Here is a 17,464-nt window from a genome sequence, read left to right on the forward strand (position 1 = left end):
CGGTGATGATCTCGGCCAACTCGCCTTTGCGGGCGTTGAGCAGTTCCCGGAAGTTGAAGATCACCTGGGTGCGCTTGGCGAGGGAGGTGTCGCGCCAGGCGGGGAACGCGGCGGCGGCGGCGTCGATGACGGCGCGGGCGTCCTCGACGCCGGCGAGGGCGACCTGACCGGTGACGGCACCGGTCGCCGGGTTGGTGACCGGGGCGGTGTTGCCGCTGGTACCGGCGAAACCCTTGCCGTCGGACCAGTGTGGGATTTCGCGAGTGATGTTGGTGCTCATGTGTTGTCCTTTCACCGCGTGCGCGCGATGTAATCCTTCATGGTCTTCAGTTGGTAGCGGGAGACGTCGTGAGCGTTCTCGTCTTCGGCGAAAACGCTGGACACCATCACGGTGTCGGGTTTGTCGTAGAAGCCGAGTTCGCCGAGCCCGCCGAAGAATTCGTCCCAGTCGAGGTCGCCGTCACCGATCTTGAGGTGCTGGTGCACACGCACCGGGTTGCCGGGCGGGTTGGTGATGTACCGCAGTCCGTGGGAGCGGTGGTGATCCATCGTGTCCGCGACGTGGACGAGCCGCAGCATGTCGCCGGCCGCCCGCATGATCTCGAGCATGCCGGCGCCCATGTGGTACGAGTGGCACGCGACGTACACCAGTCCGAAGTTCTTCGAGTTGATGCCGCGGATCATCCGGATGGCGTCCAGACCGTTCTCCACGAAATCGTCGGGGTGCGGGTCGATGCGTACGTCGATGCCTTCACGCTCGATGATGGGGACGAGTTCCTCCATCGACCGGTAGAAGGCGCGCTCCGACTCCTCCGCCTTCTCCGGGCGACCGCTGAACTCGGTGTTCATCACGTTCACACCGAGGTCGACGGAGATCTGAATGGCGCGCTTCCAGTACCGCACCGCCGCCTCGCGGGCGTCCTCGTCCGGGCCGGACCACCGCAGGACCGGCAACACGGAGGCGATTCCGACGCCCGCGTCGCTGCAGGACTTGCGGAACTGCCGGACCAGCTCGTCGTCGGCCTTCGGGTGGTTGAAGAACGGAATCATGTCGCGATGCGGGGTGAGCTGCAGGTGTTCGAAGCCGAGTTCGGCAACCACGGCCGGCAGTTCGAGGAGCGAGTAGTCGTGGTGGAACGGGGTGGGATCGAGTGCAATCTTCATCGTGATCAGGCTCCCGGAATGGAGGAACGGTCGACCATGTCGACGGCCACGCGCTCGCCGGTCTCGAGCGACTGCACGCCGGCGGCGCACACGGCGGCGGCGGCATAGCCGTCCCACGCGCCGGGTCCGTCGACGTAGCTGCCGGTCTCCGCGCCCGTGCGGGCGGCGTTCACCCAGCGCTGGATCTCGACGTCGTAGGCCTGGCCGAAGCGTTCCTTGAACGACGGGGTGATCTCCCCGCCCCACGCTCCGGCGCCCGAGCGGCCGTCGCCCGCGCCGGTGCCGTACTTGCGGACGAGCCCGACATCGAGCCCGATGAACGCCGAACCCTTCTCGGCGACGATCTCGGTGCGAACCTCGTAGGCGACACCGGTGGTCACGAAGACCTCGACGTCCACGTGGCGACCGGACTCGGTGGTGAAGAACGCGATCTGAGGATCCTGAAGTCCTTCGGGCGCACCGGGGTTCGCGGCGGGCCGGAGGATCTGTACCGAGGTGATCTCCTCGTCGAACAGGAATCGGGTGACGTCCACCTCGTGGACCAGCGAGTCCTTGACGATCATCGAGCTGTCGAAGCTCGGCGGCACGGCGGGGTTGCGGTGCACGCAGTGGGCGAGGAGCACCTGCCCGAACACGCCGTCGTCGATGAGCGACTTCAGCTGCTCGTACTCGTGGTCGAAACGTCGCATGAAGCCGACCTGGATCAGCTTCTTACCGAGCTCGGCTTCGCGCTTGACGATCTCGAGGGACGTGGCGACGTCGGTGGTCAGCGGCTTCTCGCACATCACCGGCTTGCCGTGCTCGAGGCAGGCGAGGAGCTGCTTCTCGTGCGTCGGGCCGGGGGTGGCCAGGACGACGGCGTCGACACCCGGGTCGGCGATCGCGTCGAGCGGGTCGCCGATCACCCGGCAGCCGGGGATCCCGGCCGCGATCTGCTCGGCCTTCTCGATGAAGTAATCGTTGACGACGGCGACCGTGGCGCCCTTGATGCGTTCGGTGATGCGTGCGACGTGGTCGGCGCCCATCATTCCGACACCCAGGACGGCGATGCGCAGGTCGTTGCTTCCGGACATAGCTGACTAGCTCCTGACGTGATCGGTTAGACGAACTTGACGGACGGGATCCCGCAGGACCCCAGGTACTTACGGGTGCGCTGGGCGATCGGCAACGGAACGTCCACGGCGCAGGGGTAGAGATCCTGCTCGACGATCGCGAACACGTCGATGTCGAGCTTCTCGATCGCGGCGAGCAGCGGCGGCAGGTCGGGAATGCCGAGCGGCGGCTCGATCATCGCGCCGAGCTTGACGGCCTCGCCGAAAGGCAGGTCCTCGGCCTCGACCTTGGCGCGGACCTCGGGATCGACCTGCTTGAGGTGCAGGTAGCCGATCCGCTCGGGGGCGCGCTCGATGATCGCGAGGTTGTCGCCGCCGCAGTAGCTGATGTGGCCGGTGTCGAGGCACAGGTTCACGTACTCGCTGTCGGTGCCGTCGAGGAAGCGGTACACATTCTCCTCGGTGTCGACGTGGCTGTCCGCGTGCGGGTGGTACTGCGCCTTCACTCCGTACTGCTCGAACATCTTCTTGCCCAGCTCGTTCATGCCGCCGGTCTTCTTCTTCCACTGCTCCGCGGTGAGATTGCGGTCCTCGAGCACCTCGCCGCTGCTCGGGTCGCGCCACATCTCCGGGATCACGACCACATGCTTGCCGCCGACGGCGGCGGTCAGCTTCGCGACGTCCTCGATCTGGGTCCACACGGCATCCCAGGAGCCGTCCTGGTGGAGGTGCTCGAACACGGTGCCGGCCGACAGCTTCAGATTGTGGGCCGCGAGTTCGTCACGGAGTTGCTGCGGGTCGGTGGGCAGGTAGCCGTACGGCCCCAGCTCGATCCACTCGTAACCGGATGCGGAGACCTCGTCGAGGAACCGACCGTACGGGGTCTGCTGGGGGTCTTCGGGGAACCAGACGCCCCAGGAGTCGGGGGCGGATCCGACGCGAATGACGCTCATCGGAATTCCTTTCGAGAAAGTGTGTCGGAGGGGTCAGTTGCCGGACGGGCGAAGGAACGGACGCTGGATCTTCTTCCACTGCGCGTACGTCTCGTAGGCGGCCCGGGTGGAGTCGAGCGTGCTGGTCGCGCTGACCGGCACGTCCCACCAGGATTCGCTGTCCGGGGCCGCGATGCGGGGGTCCGTCTCGACGTGGATGACGGTGGTGTTGTCGCTGGCCTTCGCCAGCTTGACCGCGTCGGCGAACTCGGAGGCCGTGTTCGCGCGGATCACGTCGGCGCCGAGGCTGGCGGCGTTGGCCGCCAGATCGACGGGCAGGATGTCGCCGTCGAGCCGGCCGGAGTCGCCGCGGTAGCGGTAGTCGGTGCCGAACCGCTGAGAGCCCAGCGACTCCGACAGCGACCCGATGGACGCGAACCCGTGATTCTGCACGAGGACCACGATGACCTTCACGTTCTCCTGCACGGCCGTGACGAGTTCGGTGGCCATCATCAGGTACGAGCCGTCACCGACCATGATGAACACGTCGCGGTCGGGGCAGGCCATCTTGGCGCCGATGCCGCCGGCAATCTCGTAGCCCATGCACGAGAAGCCGTACTCGACGTGGTAGCCCTTGGGGTCGCGGGTACGCCACAGCTTGTGCAGGTCGCCGGGCATGGAGCCGGCGGCGCACACGACGACGTCCCGCGGATCCGACAGCGTGTTGGCGAGACCGATGACCTGGTTCTGGTTCAAGCCGAGCGAGTCGTCGTCGATCTTGTAGACCGCGTCGACCGTGGACTCCCAGTGGTCCGCGAGTTCGGTTGTACGCGAGCGGTACTCGCCGGAAACCTGGTAGTCGCGCAGTGCCACGGCGAGTGCCTCGAGCGCCTCGCGGGCGTCTGCGACGACGCTGACGCCGCCTTGCTTCACCGAGTCGATCGACGCGACGTTGATGTTGACGAACCGCACGTCGGGGTTGTTGAACGCGGTCCGCGACGCCGTGGTGAAGTCGCTGTAGCGGGTGCCGATGCCGATGATCACATCGGCCTCGGTGGCGAGCGCGTTGGCCGCCGTGGTGCCGGTCGAGCCGATCGCGCCGACCGACTGCGGGTGGTCGTAGGGCAGTGAACCCTTGCCGGCCTGACTCTGACCGACCGGAATTCCGGTCGCCTCGGCGAACGAGGCCAGTGTCTCGGTGGCGCCCGAGTAGATCAGGCCACCGCCCGCGACGATCAGCGGCTTCTTCGCCGTCCGGATCACGTCCGCGGCCCGCTCGATCACCGACTTCTCGGGGAGCGGCCGGGCCAGGTGCCACGTGCGCTCCGCGAACAGCGACTCCGGCCAGTCGAAAGCCTCCGCCTGCACGTCCTGCGGAATGGCGACGGTGGCCGCACCCGTCTCGACGGGGTCGGTCAGCACGCGCATCGCGCAGAGCAGCGCCGAAGGCAACTGCTCCGGCCGCCACACCCGGTCGAAGTAGCGCGACAGCGGTTTGAACGCGTCGTTGACGGTGACGTCGCCGCTCGAGGGCAGTTCGAGTTCCTGCAGCACCGGTGCGCTCGCGCGGGTGGCGAACGTGTCGGCGGGCAGGAGCAGGACGGGCAGCCGGTTGATGGTGGCGAGCGCCGCGCCGGTCAGCATGTTGGTCGAGCCGGGGCCGACGCTGGCCGACACCGCCCACGTCTGCAGGCGATCCTTCTGGCGTGCGTACGCGACCGCGCTGTGCACCATCGCCTGCTCGTTACGCCCGAGGACGTACGGCAGTTCGGATTCGGTCCCGGCTTCGACCGCGTCGATCTCGGCCTGCAGCAGTGCCTGACCGAGTCCGGCGACGTTGCCGTGGCCGAAGATGCCGAAGCATCCGGCGAAGAACTTGGTGCGTTCGCCGTCCCGCTCGACGTACTGGTTGGCGAGGAATCGGATGGTTGCCTGAGCCACCGTGAGGTGGACGGTGCCCTCGGCGTTGGGGTTCTTGCTCGCCGACATCGGCGCGGTGGACACCACGGTCATGCTCCTTCGGACGGTGCGTGGAGGGGGAGGCGGGGATCGACGGTCTGGTGTTCCCAGCTGCCGCGCAGCCAGGTGTGGGCCGGGTCGTCGCAGATGTTCCAGGCGCGGTCTTCGCCGGGCCCGGCCATGACGTTCAGGTAGTACATGTGATGTCCGGGGGCGGCGATCGACGGTCCGTGATAGCCGTGCGGCACGAGCACCACATCACCGGAGCGCACCTCCTCGAGCACCTCGATGGGCCGCTCGGGAGTGCCGTACACGCGATGGTAGCCGAATCCGGTTCCGCCGAAATCCACTGCGGTGGAATTTGCTTCGGCGATTTCGAAGTAGTAGATCTCCTCGAGCTGCGACTCGACGTCGCGGTTCTCGTCGTGCTTGTGGCTCGGGTACGACGACCAGTTGCCGCCGGGAGTGACGACCTCGCACGCGATGATCGAATCGGCCTCGAAGCGATCGGCGGTGCCGAAGTTGTGCACCTGGCGGCTGCAGTTGCCCGCGCCGCGCAGTTCGACGGAGATGTCGGCTGCCGGGACGTACCGGAACGGGAACTTCTGCCGCGCGCGGGCCCCGCACAGGGCGAATCGTCCACCGGTCGCGCTCGTCACCGTGTAGGCCGAATCCCGGCCCACGTAGGCGAAGTCGCTCGGTCCGTCGAACACGGATCGCCGCCCGGTGAGGGCGAACTCGGTGCCCTCGCTCGACACCGCCGCGGACCCGGCCAGTGGCACGACGATGATCTCGTCGTCACCGGACGCGAGTTCGGCCGAGCCACCGGGGGCCAGGGTGAGCACCCGCAGACTCGATTCGGTCCAGCCCGCCGATTCGGGGGTGACCTCGAGGTCGAACGGCCCGGTGGCCGCGGAACCGATCGGCACGTAGTACTTGCTGTTCATCGTGGGCCTCTCCGGTGTGCGTCAGTGAACGAGGGATACGGCGGTGTCGACCGCGGCGGCGACGTCCTCGTCCCGCGGGTACAGCAGGGTGCGTCCGACGATCAGGCCGCGGACCGACGGCAGCGCGAGGGCCTTGGCCCAGCTCGCGAACGTTTCCTCGGGGGCTGTCTGCGGGTCTCCGCCGAGCAGTAGCGTCGGAAGCGTCGTCGCGTCCATGACGCGTTCCATCTCGTCGACCACCGGAAGCTTCATCCAGGTGTACGCGGACGTGGAGCCCAGGCCCTGGCTGATATGGATCGACTTGATCACGGCGTCGGCGCCGAGATCGTTCTTGACCTTGCCGTCGACCCGTCGCGACAGGAACGGTTCCACCATGGCCATCAGTCCGGCCTCGGCGAGCGAATCGACCGCCTGGGCGCACGCGGTGAGGGTGGAGAGCGTTCCGGGATCGTTGAGATCGATGCGGCACAGCATCTTTCCGCCGTTCATGCCTGCCTTCGCGGTGCCGGCCGCGGTGTAGCCGGTCATCCGGTCGTCGAGTTCGAAACTGGCGCCGGCCAGGCCGCCGCGGTTCATCGACGAGATGACCACCTTGTCGTCGAGCGCGCCGAGCAGCACCAGATCGTCGAGGATGTCGGCGGTGGCGAGCACACCGTCCACGCCGGGGTTGCGCAGGGCGGTGCGGAGGCGGTCGAGGAGGTCGGTGCGACTGTTCATCGCGGTCGGACGGTCGCCGACCGAGAGCGCGCCGCGGGCGGGATGGTCGGCGGCGACGATCATGAGCCGGCCGTTACCGCGCATCGTGGGCCGGGTGATCCGGGTCGCCCAGGCGCGGTCTATGGCGCCCGGGTCGTTCGCGCGTACGTCGGTGACGTCGGCATACGACGTGCAGGCTGCGCGGTGAGCGAGAGTTTCAGACATTGACAGCCTCCGAAGTGGTGGAATCGGCGAGCGCCCGGACCTCGTCGGCCGTCGGCATCGCGGTGGAGCATTCGAGGCGGGAGGCGACGATCGCCCCCGCGGCGTTGGCGTAGCGCAGGATCTTCTCGAGCGGCCACCCCGCGAGCAGGCCGTGGCACAGCGTGCCGCCGAAGCTGTCGCCGGCACCGAGCCCGTTGACAACCTGGACGTCGTTCGGGGGCACTGTGATGCTCTGGGTGCGTGTCTTCCCGAGGACCCCTTTGGGGCCCTGTTTGACGATGGCCAGTTCGACGCCGAGATCGAGCAGGGCGTCCGCGGCCTTGTGTGCGTTGGTCTCGCCGACCGCGATCTCGCATTCCTCACGGTTGCCGACCGCGACGGTGACGTGCTGGAGGGCCCGCTGCACCTGAGCGGTGGCGTCGGCGGGGGAGGACCAGAACATCGGGCGGTAGTCGAGATCGAGGACGGTGTGGGTGCGGCGTCCGCGGGCCTCCCAGGCTGCGAAATGCGCGCTGCGGCTGGGCTCTTCGGACAGCCCGGTGACGGTCGACCAGTACAGCTTCGCGTCGCGGACCGCGTCGAGATCGATGTCCGCCGGCGTCACCTGCAGGTCCGGGGCGACAGGTTTGCGGTAGAAGTACAGCGGAAAGTCGTCCGGCGGGAAGATCTCACAGAACGTAACGGGAGTCGGGTGCTCGGTGTCGATGCCGACGTAGCGGTTCTCGACGCCGAGGTCGGTGAGTGCCGTGCGGACGAAGCGTCCGAACGGGTCGTTGCCGACGCCCGAGATGAGCGCGCTGCGGCAGCCGAGGCGGGCGGCGGCGACGGTGACGTTGGCCGCGCTTCCGCCGAGGAACTTGCCGAACGTCTCGACGTGTTCGAGTCCGACTCCGGTCTGCAATGGGTAGATGTCCACACCGCAGCGCCCGATGGCGAGGACGTCCAATCCGTTCCGGTTGGTATGCGTCTGGATGGTGGTCAAGGCTGACTCCCGAATAGGTCGTTGTGGGTGGTCTGCGCAGGGCGCCGAGGTCTGATTGAAACTGTGCTCCACCTCACCGACTCCTGTCAAGACTTTGTCCTGACATTATTACTTGAAGTCAATCTGGTGTTAGTGTTCGCATACACTGCCGGAAAGATCGGCGACGGCGACGTCGCCCCGCGCACGAGGATCGGAGTTGTCCGTGGGTGCACCACTCGCAGTCGAGCTCGACAGGTCGAGCCCGGTTCCGCTGTATTTCCAGCTCGCGCAGACGATCGAGAACGCGATCATCGGCGGGGAACTCGCCCCCGGTGACCGCTTCGAGAACGAACTGGCGCTCGCCAAGCGGCTGAACCTGTCGCGCCCCACCACGCGCCGCGCCATCCAGGAGCTCGTCGACAAGGGGCTGCTCGTCCGCAAACGCGGGGTCGGAACCCAGGTGGTGCAGAGCGCGGTGCACCGGCCGGTCGAACTCACCAGCCTCTTCGACGACCTCGCGCGGGCGGGGCAGAGCCCGACCACCAAACTCCTCGACTACCAGGTGGCCGTGCCGGCCGAAGACGTCGCCGCCGAACTCAACCTGCAGCCCGGCGCCGAGGTCGCGTCCATCCGGCGCCTCCGCAGCACCAACGGCGAACCGCTGGCGCTGATGACCAACCACATCCCGGTGGACCTCGCGCCGGATCCCGAGGAACTGGAGGCGCACGGCCTCTACCACGCACTCCGGGCCCGCGGCGTGCACATCCGGCTGGCACGGCAGCGCATCGGCGCGAAAGCGGCGAGCAAGGCGGAGGCGTCGCTGCTCGACGAGAAGACCGGGGCGCCGCTGCTGACGATGAACCGGACCGCGTTCGACGACTCGGGAAGCGCCGTCGAGTTCGGCAGTCACTGCTACCGCGCGTCGCGGTACTACTTCGACACGACCGTTGTCGATCGCTAGAACCGCGCGCGCGACGTCGTTCCCCCGCGGAATGGCCCTGCTGGTGGCAGGTGCCCTGTTCATGGAAATTCTCGACGCCACCATCATCGCGCCCGCCGTCCCGCTGATCGCCGAGTCCTTCGGTGTCGACGCAGTCGACGTCAACATCGCGATCTCCGCCTACCTGGTGACGGTCGCCGTCCTCATTCCCGCGAGCGGGTGGGTGGCCGACCGGTTCGGGACGCGCCGGGTGTACGTGGCCGCCATCGCCGTGTTCACGCTGGCGTCCATCGGGTGCGCGGCGAGTGTGTCACTGCCGATGCTCGTCGCGATGCGGGTGCTGCAAGGAGTCGGCGGCGCGATGATGGTGCCGGTCGGGCGGCTCGCGGTGCTGCGGTCGAGCACGAAGAGCGACCTCGTCCGCGCGATAGCCCTGCTCACGTGGCCCGCGCTGGCAGCGCCCGTCATCGCGCCCCTGCTCGGCGGTGCGATCGCCACCGTCGGCTCGTGGCGATGGATCTTCGTCATCAACATTCCCATCGGCATTCTCGGAATCCTGCTGTCCCTGAAGCTGGTTCACGGGGTGGGCTCGCGGTCGACGAGCAGGCTGGACTGGCGGGGCCTCCTCGGGGTCGGAACAGGGATCGCGGCAGCCCTGATCGCGCTGGAGAGCATCCGCGTGACGGGCACGGACTGGCGGCGGGTCGCGATCGGGGGAGTGGTCGCGGTCGTTCTGCTGGCGTCCTCGGTGCGCCATCTCGCCCGCACACCCCACCCGCTCGTCGACTTCCGCGTGCTGCGCGTCCGGACGCTACGGACCACCGTCACCGGGGGTTCGCTCTACCGCCTGATCGTCACGGCAGTGCCGTTCCTGCTGCCGCTGCAGTTCCAACTCGGCTTCGGCTGGACGCCGTTCCTCGCGGGTCTGCTCGTCGCGGCGCTGTTCGCCGGCAACATTGCCATCAAGCCCTGTACGACGCCGCTGATGCGGCGCTTCGGGATCAGGCCGATCCTGCTGGTCAACGCCCTGCTGTCCGTCGGCTGCTTCGGGCTCCTCGCCGCCCTGAGCTCGTCGACCCCGATGCCGGTCATCGCGGGGGTCCTGTTCGTGAGCGGAGCCCTGCGCTCGGTCGGATTCACCGCGTACAACAGTCTCGCGTTCTCCGACGTCGATCGTGCCGACCTCACGCACGCGAACACCCTCAACGCCGCCGTGCAGGAACTGGCGGCCGGTCTCGGGATCGCGGTCGCAGCGCTCGCCCTCACCGCGTTCACGCCGTTGGCGACGTCGTCCGAGCACGGATTCGGGTCCGAATATTCCTGGACCTTCGTCCTTTTGGGGCTGCTGATGCTGTGCACGGTGGTCGACACCCTGCGTCTGCCGCGCGACGCCGGGGCAGCGGTCACGCGCTGAGCGCGCCCGCACCCGCCCACGCATCTGCTCGATTTCCGGGCCGTCTGCGGGACACCCGTGTCCGCTCATTTGATATGTGGTCCTAATGTCCAGACAAACTATTGACTTTCGGGTGTGACGCGTATTACATCTAAGGCACACGGCCGAGACGTCACCGGGCCGTTCGTCCCCCCCGAGAGGAAAAGCAGATGAACTTCCCCAACCGGCGTCGCGTGGCGGTACTGGCCTGCGCGAGTGCCCTGGTGATGAGCCTCGCGGCGTGCTCGAGCACCGGAGGCAAGCCGGACAGCAGTGGGTCCGGGATCGGCGCGGGCACCGCCGACACCCCGCGCATCACGATCGCAATGGTCACGCACGCGGCACCGGGCGACACGTTCTGGGACCTGATCCGCACGGGCGCGCAGGACGCCGCGGACAAGGACAACGTGGAACTGAAGTACTCCTCCGATCCGCAGGCCCCCAACCAGGCCAACCTCGTGCAGACGGCCATCGATTCCAAGGTCGACGGACTCGCGCTCACCCTCGCCACCCCCGAGGCGATGGCTCCCGCCGTCAAGAGCGCGCAGGAGGCAGGCATCCCGATCTCCGCGTTCAACGCCGGATACGGAGCCTGGAAGGACATGGGGGCAACCCAGTACTTCGGGCAGGACGAGACCATCGCCGGCCAGGCCGCGGGGAACCGGCTCAACGAGGACGGCGCCAAGCACGTCATCTGCGTCATCCAGCAGCAGGGCCAGATTCAGCTCGAATCCCGTTGCGCCGGCGCCAAGCAGACCTTCCGCGGCACGTTCGAGACACTCAACGTGAACGGGGAGGACATGCCGTCGGTGAACTCGACGATCGCCGCCAAGCTCCAGCAGGACCCGTCCATCGACGGTGTGCTCGCGCTCGGCGCCCCGATCGCCCTGACCGCCGTGCAATCGGTCGGTAACGCGGGCAGCCCGGCCAAGGTCTACACGTTCGACACCAACGCGGCACTCGTCGATGCCATCTCCGACGGCAGCGTGCAGTGGGCCATCGACCAGCAGCCGTACCTCCAGGGCTACCTGGCCATCGATTCGCTGTGGCTCTACCTGAACAACGGCAACGTCATCGGCGGCGGCGGGCCCACGCTGACCGGGCCGTCGTTCATCGACAAGTCCAACATCGACAAGGTCGCCGAGTACGCCAAGGCCGGCACCCGCTGATCGGCGGCCGATCACATGTCAGGGCACACGATCCGGACCCCGGTGGGTCCATCTCATGCACACACCATCACCGTCACCATCGACCCGGCCGCACGGCCGGCCGGCACTGCACAACGCTGAGATCCACCGGCGCGGAGAGGAAATCATGTCCACACAGCAAGATCTGGACCTTGCCAGTCACAAGGTCGTCCACGACGAGCGGGTGAAAGAACAAAAACGCCTGCAGCGTCTGCTGGTCCGCCCCGAGATCGGTTCCCTGTTCGGTGCGATCGCCATCTTCGTCTTCTTCATGGTCGTCGCACCCCCGTTCCGCAGCCCCGAAGCGTTGGCCACGGTGCTCTACGCCTCGTCGACGATCGGGATCATGGCGTGCGCGGTCGCACTGCTGATGATCGGCGGGGAATTCGACCTCTCCGCCGGCGTCGCCGTCACCACCAGCTCCCTCGCGGCGTCGATGATCGCCTACAACCTGCACCTGAACCTGTGGGCCGGCGCCGCCCTCGCCCTGGTCGTCTCGCTGGCGGTCGGGTTCTTCAACGGGTACCTGGTGATGAAGACGAAGATCCCCAGCTTCCTGATCACGCTGAGCTCGTTCTTGATGCTCACCGGTATCAACCTGGCGGTCACCAAACTCGTCACCGGCCAGGTCGCCACCCCCAGCGTGTCCGACATGCAGGGTTTCGACTCGGCGAAGAAGGTGTTCGCGTCCTCGTTCGAGATCGGCGGGGTGTCGGTGCGGATCACCGTGGTGTGGTGGCTGCTGTTCACCGCGATCGCCACCTGGGTGCTGTTCAAGACCCGGATCGGGAACTGGATCTTCGCCGTCGGCGGCAACCAGGACTCCGCCCGCGCGATCGGCGTCCCGGTCACCAAGGTCAAGATCGGGTTGTTCATGACCGTCGGGTTCGCCGCCTGGTTCGTCGGGATGCACCTGCTGTTCTCGTTCAACACCGTCCAGTCCGGGCAGGGTATCGGCAACGAGTTCCTCTACATCATCGCCGCGGTCATCGGCGGCTGCCTGCTCACCGGCGGGTACGGCACCGCGATCGGCGCCGCGATCGGCGCGTTCATCTTCGGCATGACGAACCAGGGCATCGTCTACGCCGGCTGGAACCCGGACTGGTTCAAGTTCTTCCTCGGCGCGATGCTGCTGTTCGCGGTCATCGCCAACAATGCCTTCCGCAACTACGCCGCCAAGAGGTGACCGCATGAGTACCATCGAACAGATGCCCGTCGATACCGAACCCGGTGGTGGCGACAAGATCCCGCTGATCGAGCTCAAACACGTCGGCAAGCGGTACGGCAACATCATCGCCCTGCAGGACATCAACCTGCGGGTGCGGGCCGGGGAGGTCACCGGTGTCCTCGGCGACAACGGAGCCGGCAAATCCACCCTGATCAAGATCATCGCCGGCCTGCACCAGCAGAGTGAGGGTGAGTTGCTCGTCGACGGCGAGGCCATCACCTTCGGCTCACCGAAGGAAGCGCTCTCCAAGGGCATCGCCACGGTCTACCAGGATCTGGCGGTGGTGTCGCTGATGCCGGTGTGGCGCAACTTCTTCCTCGGCCAGGAACTGCGGAAGGGACCGCTGAGGTCCCTCGACGCGAACGGGATGCGTGCCACCACGATGTCCGAGTTGTCGAAGATGGGCATCGAGTTGCCCGATGTCGACGCCCCCATCGGCTCGCTGTCCGGCGGTCAACGCCAGTGCGTCGCGATCGCCCGGGCGATCTTCTTCGGCGCCCGCGTCCTGATCCTCGACGAGCCCACCGCCGCCCTCGGCGTCAAGCAGTCCGGGATGGTGCTGCGCTACATCTCCGCCGCCAAGGAACAGGGCTTCGGAGTCGTGTTCATCACCCACAACCCGCACCACGCCTACATGGTCGGCGACCACTTCGTCCTCCTCAACCGCGGCCGCCAGAAACTGGACTGCACGTTCGACGAGATCAGCCTCGAAGAACTCACCCAGCAGATGGCCGGCGGCGACGAACTCGAAGCACTCACCCACGAACTGCGGCGTTAGGCACCGACACGACGATGCGCCCGGCACACGTGCCGGGCGCATCGTTCGTTTCGAGTGGATCAGACCTTCGCGTTCGCTTTCGCCTTCGTGAGCGCGACATCCTCCTTGTCGAGGTCGATCAGGGGAGTGCGGGAGTTCTCCTTGGCGGTGGAGGCAGAAGCCGCGGCGATGAGCGCGCAGACGGCGGTGAAGATCGCCACCGGCACCCAGTTCTTCGGGTCGGCGCCGCGCAGTGCCTGGGCGATGGTCGGAGCGAATCCGGCGAGAGCGAAACCGAGCTGCGTGCCGATCGCCATACCGGAGTAGCGAACCCGCGACGAGAACATCTCGGCGTAGAACGCCGGCCAGATGGCGTTGGTCCCGGCGTAGACGCCACCCATCAGCAGGATGCCGGCGAGGAAGATCATCGCCACGTTGCCGGTGCCGATCGCGGCGAAGTACAGGAAGATTCCGGCGGCCGAACCGATCGCGCCACCGATGAACACCGGCTTGCGGCCGATCCGGTCGGACAGCATGCCGAGCAGCGGCTGCGAGACCAGGGCCACCGCGTTGGCGGCGATCGCGACCCACAGCATGGTCGTGCGGCTCATCCCGATCTCGGGGGTGGTGGCGTAGGCGAGGCCGAACACGGAGAACACGGTGCTGACGACGGCGATGAACGCGCAGAAGACCACACGGAGAACGTCACGCCAGTGCGTGCGGAAGAGGTCGACGACGGGCAGCGGGGCGGGCGTCTCGTCCAGTGCTTCCTTGTTGGCGATGAAGATCTCGGGCTCTTCGAGCTTGCGACGCACGATGTAGGCGACGACGAGGACGAGGAGGCTGCACCAGAACGGGACGCGCCAGCCCCAGCTGTAGAGGGTCTCGTCGGGCAGCGCCGCGACGGGGATGAACGCGAGGCTCGCGACGATGAAGCCGGCCTGGGTACCGGTGAGCGTCCAGCTGCAGAAGAAGCCGCGACGGTGGGCGGGGGAGTGCTCGAGGGTGAGTGAGCCCGCACCCGACTGTTCGCCGGCCGCGGAGACGCCCTGGCAGATGCGCAGGAGCACCAGTAGCACCGGGCCGACCATTCCGGCCTGCTCGGACGACGGCAGACAGCCGATCAGGAACGTGACGACGCCCATGAGAACCAGGCAGAACATCATCACCTTCTTGCGTCCGGCCCGGTCGCCGAAGTGTCCGACGAACACGGCGCCGATCGGACGCGCGATGTAGGAGATGCCGAAGGTGGCCAGCGACAGCAGCAGCGGATTCTTCGATCCCTCGAAGAACACGTGCGGGAAGACCAGCGCAGCAGCCGAGGCGAAGATGTAGAAGTCGTAGTACTCGAGCAGGCTGCCGAAGAAGGCGGCCTTCGCGGCCTTCTTCGCGTTGGTGGGATCAGCGTTGGGGTCGACGGAGGAGCGGCCTTTGCCGTCACCGTTTCGACCGGAGACGCCGGTGCCGTAGTCGATGGTCATCGATACTCCTGGGGAGCGAGGAAAGTGAACACGGGCGGCTCGGAAGAGCAGGTGTTCGTAGGTCGTAGAAGCAAGGTAACCCCGGTCACAGCCTCGAGTCAATAATGGTCGAAATGGTTAGTTCATAATTTCCCGGGCTGCTGCAGGTACGCCAGGACGACGTCGCCGATCATTGCGCGCAGGTGGGGGCGGTTCTCCGCGCCGGTGAGATCCCAGTCGAACAGCGCCTTGAACGTGTACCGATTCGCCACCCGGAAGACGCAGTACGAGCTGATGAGCATGTGGATGTCGAGCGCCGTCGTGTCGGTGCGGAAGATGCCCGCCTCCTGTCCTCGCTGGAGGATCCGCTCGAGCGTGCGAATCGCCGGAGCCTGCGTCTCGGGGAGCCCCTCGGCCTGGACGAGGTTGGCGCCGCGATTCGTGTTCTCGATCGCGACGAGACGGATGAAGTCCGGGTGGGCCTCGTGATGGTCGAACGTCAGCTCGGCGAGCGCGCGGATCGCCTCGGTCGGCTCGAGGTGGTCGACGTCGAGCTGGGACTCCTCGTAGCGGATCTCCTCGTAGGCCCGCTGCAGTACTGCCCGGTACAGCCCCTCCTTGTCGCCGAAGTAGTAGTAGAGCATCCGCTTCGTGGTGGCGGTCTTCGCCGCGATCTCGTCGATGCGGGCCCCGGTCAGGCCCTTGTCGGCGAATTCCGTCATCGCCACCCGCAGGATGTTCTCCCGGGTCTTCTCGGGGTTACGGGTCCGTTTGACCGTTTCCTTCTCGGAGGTCGCGCCCGTCGTCTCGCTTCGTGTCATCGGTGAAACTCCTGCCTGTGCTGTCTTCCGCGCGGTATGGAGGTATGCTACCGTGACATAACTCACTAGATAGTTAATTAGCTCCCAGTCCTCTCCCGGAAGTGATCGCCATGACCTCTCGTGACCTCGATGCCCCCACCGCTCGCCCGTCGTACCTGTGCGGTCTGATCGGCACCGGGATCTCGAAATCGCTGACCCCGCCGCTCCACGAGGCCGAGGGTCGCGTGCAGGGCGTCGGGTACGTCTACCGGATCCTCGACCTCGACACGTTGGGCGTGGGCGTCGAGGGACTGCCGCAGCTCCTCTCGGCCGCCAAACTCCTCGGGTTCAACGGGCTCAACATCACGCACCCGTGCAAGCAGGCCGTCATTCCGCTGCTCGACGACCTCTCCGACGACGCGCGCAAGCTCGGCGCGGTCAACACGGTCCACATCGACGGCGGGCGCCTGATCGGCCACAACACCGACTGGTCCGGATTCGCGCGCAACATGGACGAGGGTCTCGAAGGCGCGCCCATGAACCGCGTCGTGCAACTCGGGGCCGGCGGCGCCGGCGCGGCCGTCGCCTATGCCGCGCTGACCCGGGGTGTCGGACACTTCACGATCATCGACGCCGACGCCGCGCGCTCGAAGGATCTGCGCGATTCGCTCGCCGAACTGTTCCCGGACCGGGAAATCGCTGCCGGCGACCTCTCCGCCGTTCCCGCCGCCGTCGGTGCGGCCCAGGGCCTCATCCACGCGACGCCGATCGGCATGGCGGCCCACCCCGGCATGGCACTCGACGCCGCGCTGCTGCGCCCCGACCTGTGGGTCGCGGACGTCGTCTACCGTCCCGCCGAAACCGAACTCCTCCGCCGCGCCCGCGAGATCGGCGCCCGGACTCTCAGCGGAATCGGCATGACCATCGGTCAGGCCGTCGACTCCTTCCGGATCTTCACCGGCCTCGAGCCGGACGCCCAGCGGATGCGTGAGCACATGGGTCTGCTGTTGCAGGCAGAGGACGCCGCCGCGCTCGCCGGCGCGTAAAGCACCTGCACCCCATTTCTGCACCCGCACCGCTTTTCGCGAAAACGGGTGCGGATGCAGAGAAAGGGTGCGGATTCGCGCAGACTGTGACCGTGAGGTTATTGCTGCTGGCCGACACCCATGTCCCGAAGCGGGCACGAGACCTGCCCGCCCGGGTGTGGGACGAGGTCGACCGCGCCGACGTGGTGATCCACGCCGGCGACTGGGTCGATCTCCCCACTTTCGAGGCCTTGCAGGCGCGATCGGCGCGGCTCGTGGCGTGCTGGGGCAACAACGACGGCGACGAACTGCGCGCCCTGATGCCCGAGCGGGCGGACGTGAGCCTGGCCGGGGTGCGCATCACCGTCGTGCACGAGACCGGGGCCTCCGCCGGCAGGGAGAAACGGATGTCGGCCGCCTACCCGGACACCGACGTCCTGATCTTCGGGCACAGCCACATTCCCTGGGACACCACCACGGAAACCGGACTGCGACTGCTGAACCCGGGATCACCGACGGATCGGCGACGGCAGCCGCACTGCACGTACATGACCGCCACCGTCCGCGACGGTGAACTCGGCGACGTCGAATTACACCGGCTGTGACGAGCCCGACTGCTCCGTGGCAGCCGTGGACGTCCATTCTCGGCCCAGAATGGGCATCGGCGGGCAGGCACGAAGCCTGCCCGCCGATGCGTGC

17 protein-coding genes are annotated in these 17,464 nt (G+C 67.1%); 7 read left to right on the forward strand and 10 right to left on the reverse strand.

All coding sequences use genetic code 11. The features are described from left to right. From G9373_RS25230 to iolC, 8 genes are all read right to left on the reverse strand, one after another. Positions 1 to 280, reverse strand: a 280-nt coding sequence (locus G9373_RS25230) for an aldehyde dehydrogenase family protein (protein WP_167117307.1), incomplete at its 3' end; no start/stop codon positions are given. A gap of 11 nt (positions 281 to 291) precedes the next feature. Beyond that, entirely contained in the window at positions 292 to 1,164 is an 873-nt protein-coding gene (locus G9373_RS25235) for a sugar phosphate isomerase/epimerase family protein (RefSeq protein ID WP_054247724.1), read from the reverse strand. 5 nt (positions 1,165 to 1,169) lie between these two features. Continuing rightward, positions 1,170 to 2,237 carry a Gfo/Idh/MocA family oxidoreductase gene (locus G9373_RS25240; protein ID WP_054247723.1) on the reverse strand — a complete coding sequence of 356 codons (1,068 nt, stop codon included), beginning with the start codon at positions 2,235 to 2,237 and terminating at the stop codon, positions 1,170 to 1,172. A 26-nt stretch (positions 2,238 to 2,263) separates the two neighbouring features. Beyond that, positions 2,264 to 3,169, reverse strand: a complete 906-nt coding sequence (locus G9373_RS25245) for a sugar phosphate isomerase/epimerase (protein ID WP_054247722.1) — start codon at positions 3,167 to 3,169, stop codon at positions 2,264 to 2,266. Between the two features lie 33 nt (positions 3,170 to 3,202). Next, the gene (iolD, locus tag G9373_RS25250; protein WP_167117310.1) at positions 3,203 to 5,161 is read right to left on the reverse strand and encodes a 3D-(3,5/4)-trihydroxycyclohexane-1,2-dione acylhydrolase (decyclizing); all 1,959 of its coding nucleotides are present in this window, start codon (positions 5,159 to 5,161) and stop codon (positions 3,203 to 3,205) included. Beyond that, positions 5,158 to 6,054, reverse strand: a complete 897-nt coding sequence (iolB, locus tag G9373_RS25255; protein ID WP_005562839.1) for a 5-deoxy-glucuronate isomerase — start codon at positions 6,052 to 6,054, stop codon at positions 5,158 to 5,160. Before iolB ends, iolD begins: the two co-directional genes overlap by 4 nt. A gap of 21 nt (positions 6,055 to 6,075) precedes the next feature. Continuing rightward, entirely contained in the window at positions 6,076 to 6,975 is a 900-nt protein-coding gene (locus G9373_RS25260; protein WP_005562841.1) for a hypothetical protein, read from the reverse strand. After that, entirely contained in the window at positions 6,968 to 7,957 is a 990-nt protein-coding gene (gene iolC, locus G9373_RS25265) for a 5-dehydro-2-deoxygluconokinase (RefSeq protein WP_005562843.1), read from the reverse strand. Before iolC ends, G9373_RS25260 begins: the two co-directional genes overlap by 8 nt. Before the next feature lie 202 nt (positions 7,958 to 8,159). Between iolC and G9373_RS25270 the strand changes: the two genes are divergently transcribed. The 5 genes from G9373_RS25270 (at position 8,160) to G9373_RS25290 (ending at position 13,501) form a co-directional block, all read left to right on the forward strand. Next, positions 8,160 to 8,897 carry a GntR family transcriptional regulator gene (locus G9373_RS25270; protein WP_005261331.1) on the forward strand — a complete coding sequence of 246 codons (738 nt, stop codon included), beginning with the start codon at positions 8,160 to 8,162 and terminating at the stop codon, positions 8,895 to 8,897. Positions 8,898 to 8,928: 31 nt separating this feature from the next. After that, positions 8,929 to 10,290: an MFS transporter gene (locus G9373_RS25275; protein ID WP_167117340.1), complete on the forward strand. Its 1,362-nt coding sequence runs from the start codon at positions 8,929 to 8,931 to the stop codon at positions 10,288 to 10,290. Between the two features lie 188 nt (positions 10,291 to 10,478). Then, positions 10,479 to 11,477, forward strand: a complete 999-nt coding sequence (locus G9373_RS25280; protein WP_005261329.1) for a substrate-binding domain-containing protein — start codon at positions 10,479 to 10,481, stop codon at positions 11,475 to 11,477. A 145-nt stretch (positions 11,478 to 11,622) separates the two neighbouring features. Beyond that, positions 11,623 to 12,681 (forward strand): ABC transporter permease, encoded by a 1,059-nt coding sequence (locus G9373_RS25285; protein ID WP_005261328.1) that lies wholly within the window; start codon positions 11,623 to 11,625, stop codon positions 12,679 to 12,681. Positions 12,682 to 12,685: 4 nt separating this feature from the next. Then, positions 12,686 to 13,501 (forward strand): ATP-binding cassette domain-containing protein, encoded by an 816-nt coding sequence (locus G9373_RS25290; protein ID WP_005261327.1) that lies wholly within the window; start codon positions 12,686 to 12,688, stop codon positions 13,499 to 13,501. Between the two features lie 59 nt (positions 13,502 to 13,560). On the opposite strand, the gene G9373_RS25295 is transcribed toward G9373_RS25290, so the two are convergent. Continuing rightward, positions 13,561 to 14,961 (reverse strand): MFS transporter, encoded by a 1,401-nt coding sequence (locus G9373_RS25295; protein WP_005562847.1) that lies wholly within the window; start codon positions 14,959 to 14,961, stop codon positions 13,561 to 13,563. A gap of 122 nt (positions 14,962 to 15,083) precedes the next feature. Next, positions 15,084 to 15,761 (reverse strand): TetR family transcriptional regulator, encoded by a 678-nt coding sequence (locus tag G9373_RS25300; protein WP_005562849.1) that lies wholly within the window; start codon positions 15,759 to 15,761, stop codon positions 15,084 to 15,086. A gap of 110 nt (positions 15,762 to 15,871) precedes the next feature. Here G9373_RS25300 and G9373_RS25305 point away from each other — a divergent pair, with 110 nt between their 5' ends. Both G9373_RS25305 and G9373_RS25310 read left to right on the forward strand, forming a co-directional pair. Then, on the forward strand, positions 15,872 to 16,786 hold the full coding sequence (locus G9373_RS25305) for a shikimate dehydrogenase (protein WP_005562852.1): 915 nt from the start codon (positions 15,872 to 15,874) through the stop codon (positions 16,784 to 16,786). A gap of 92 nt (positions 16,787 to 16,878) precedes the next feature. Beyond that, positions 16,879 to 17,370 carry a metallophosphoesterase gene (locus tag G9373_RS25310; protein WP_054247726.1) on the forward strand — a complete coding sequence of 164 codons (492 nt, stop codon included), beginning with the start codon at positions 16,879 to 16,881 and terminating at the stop codon, positions 17,368 to 17,370. The last annotated feature ends 94 nt before the right edge of the window (positions 17,371 to 17,464 follow it).

It is taken from the genome of Rhodococcus sp. A14 (genome assembly GCF_011603105.1).
Lineage (GTDB): Bacteria > Actinomycetota > Actinomycetes > Mycobacteriales > Mycobacteriaceae > Rhodococcus_F > Rhodococcus_F opacus.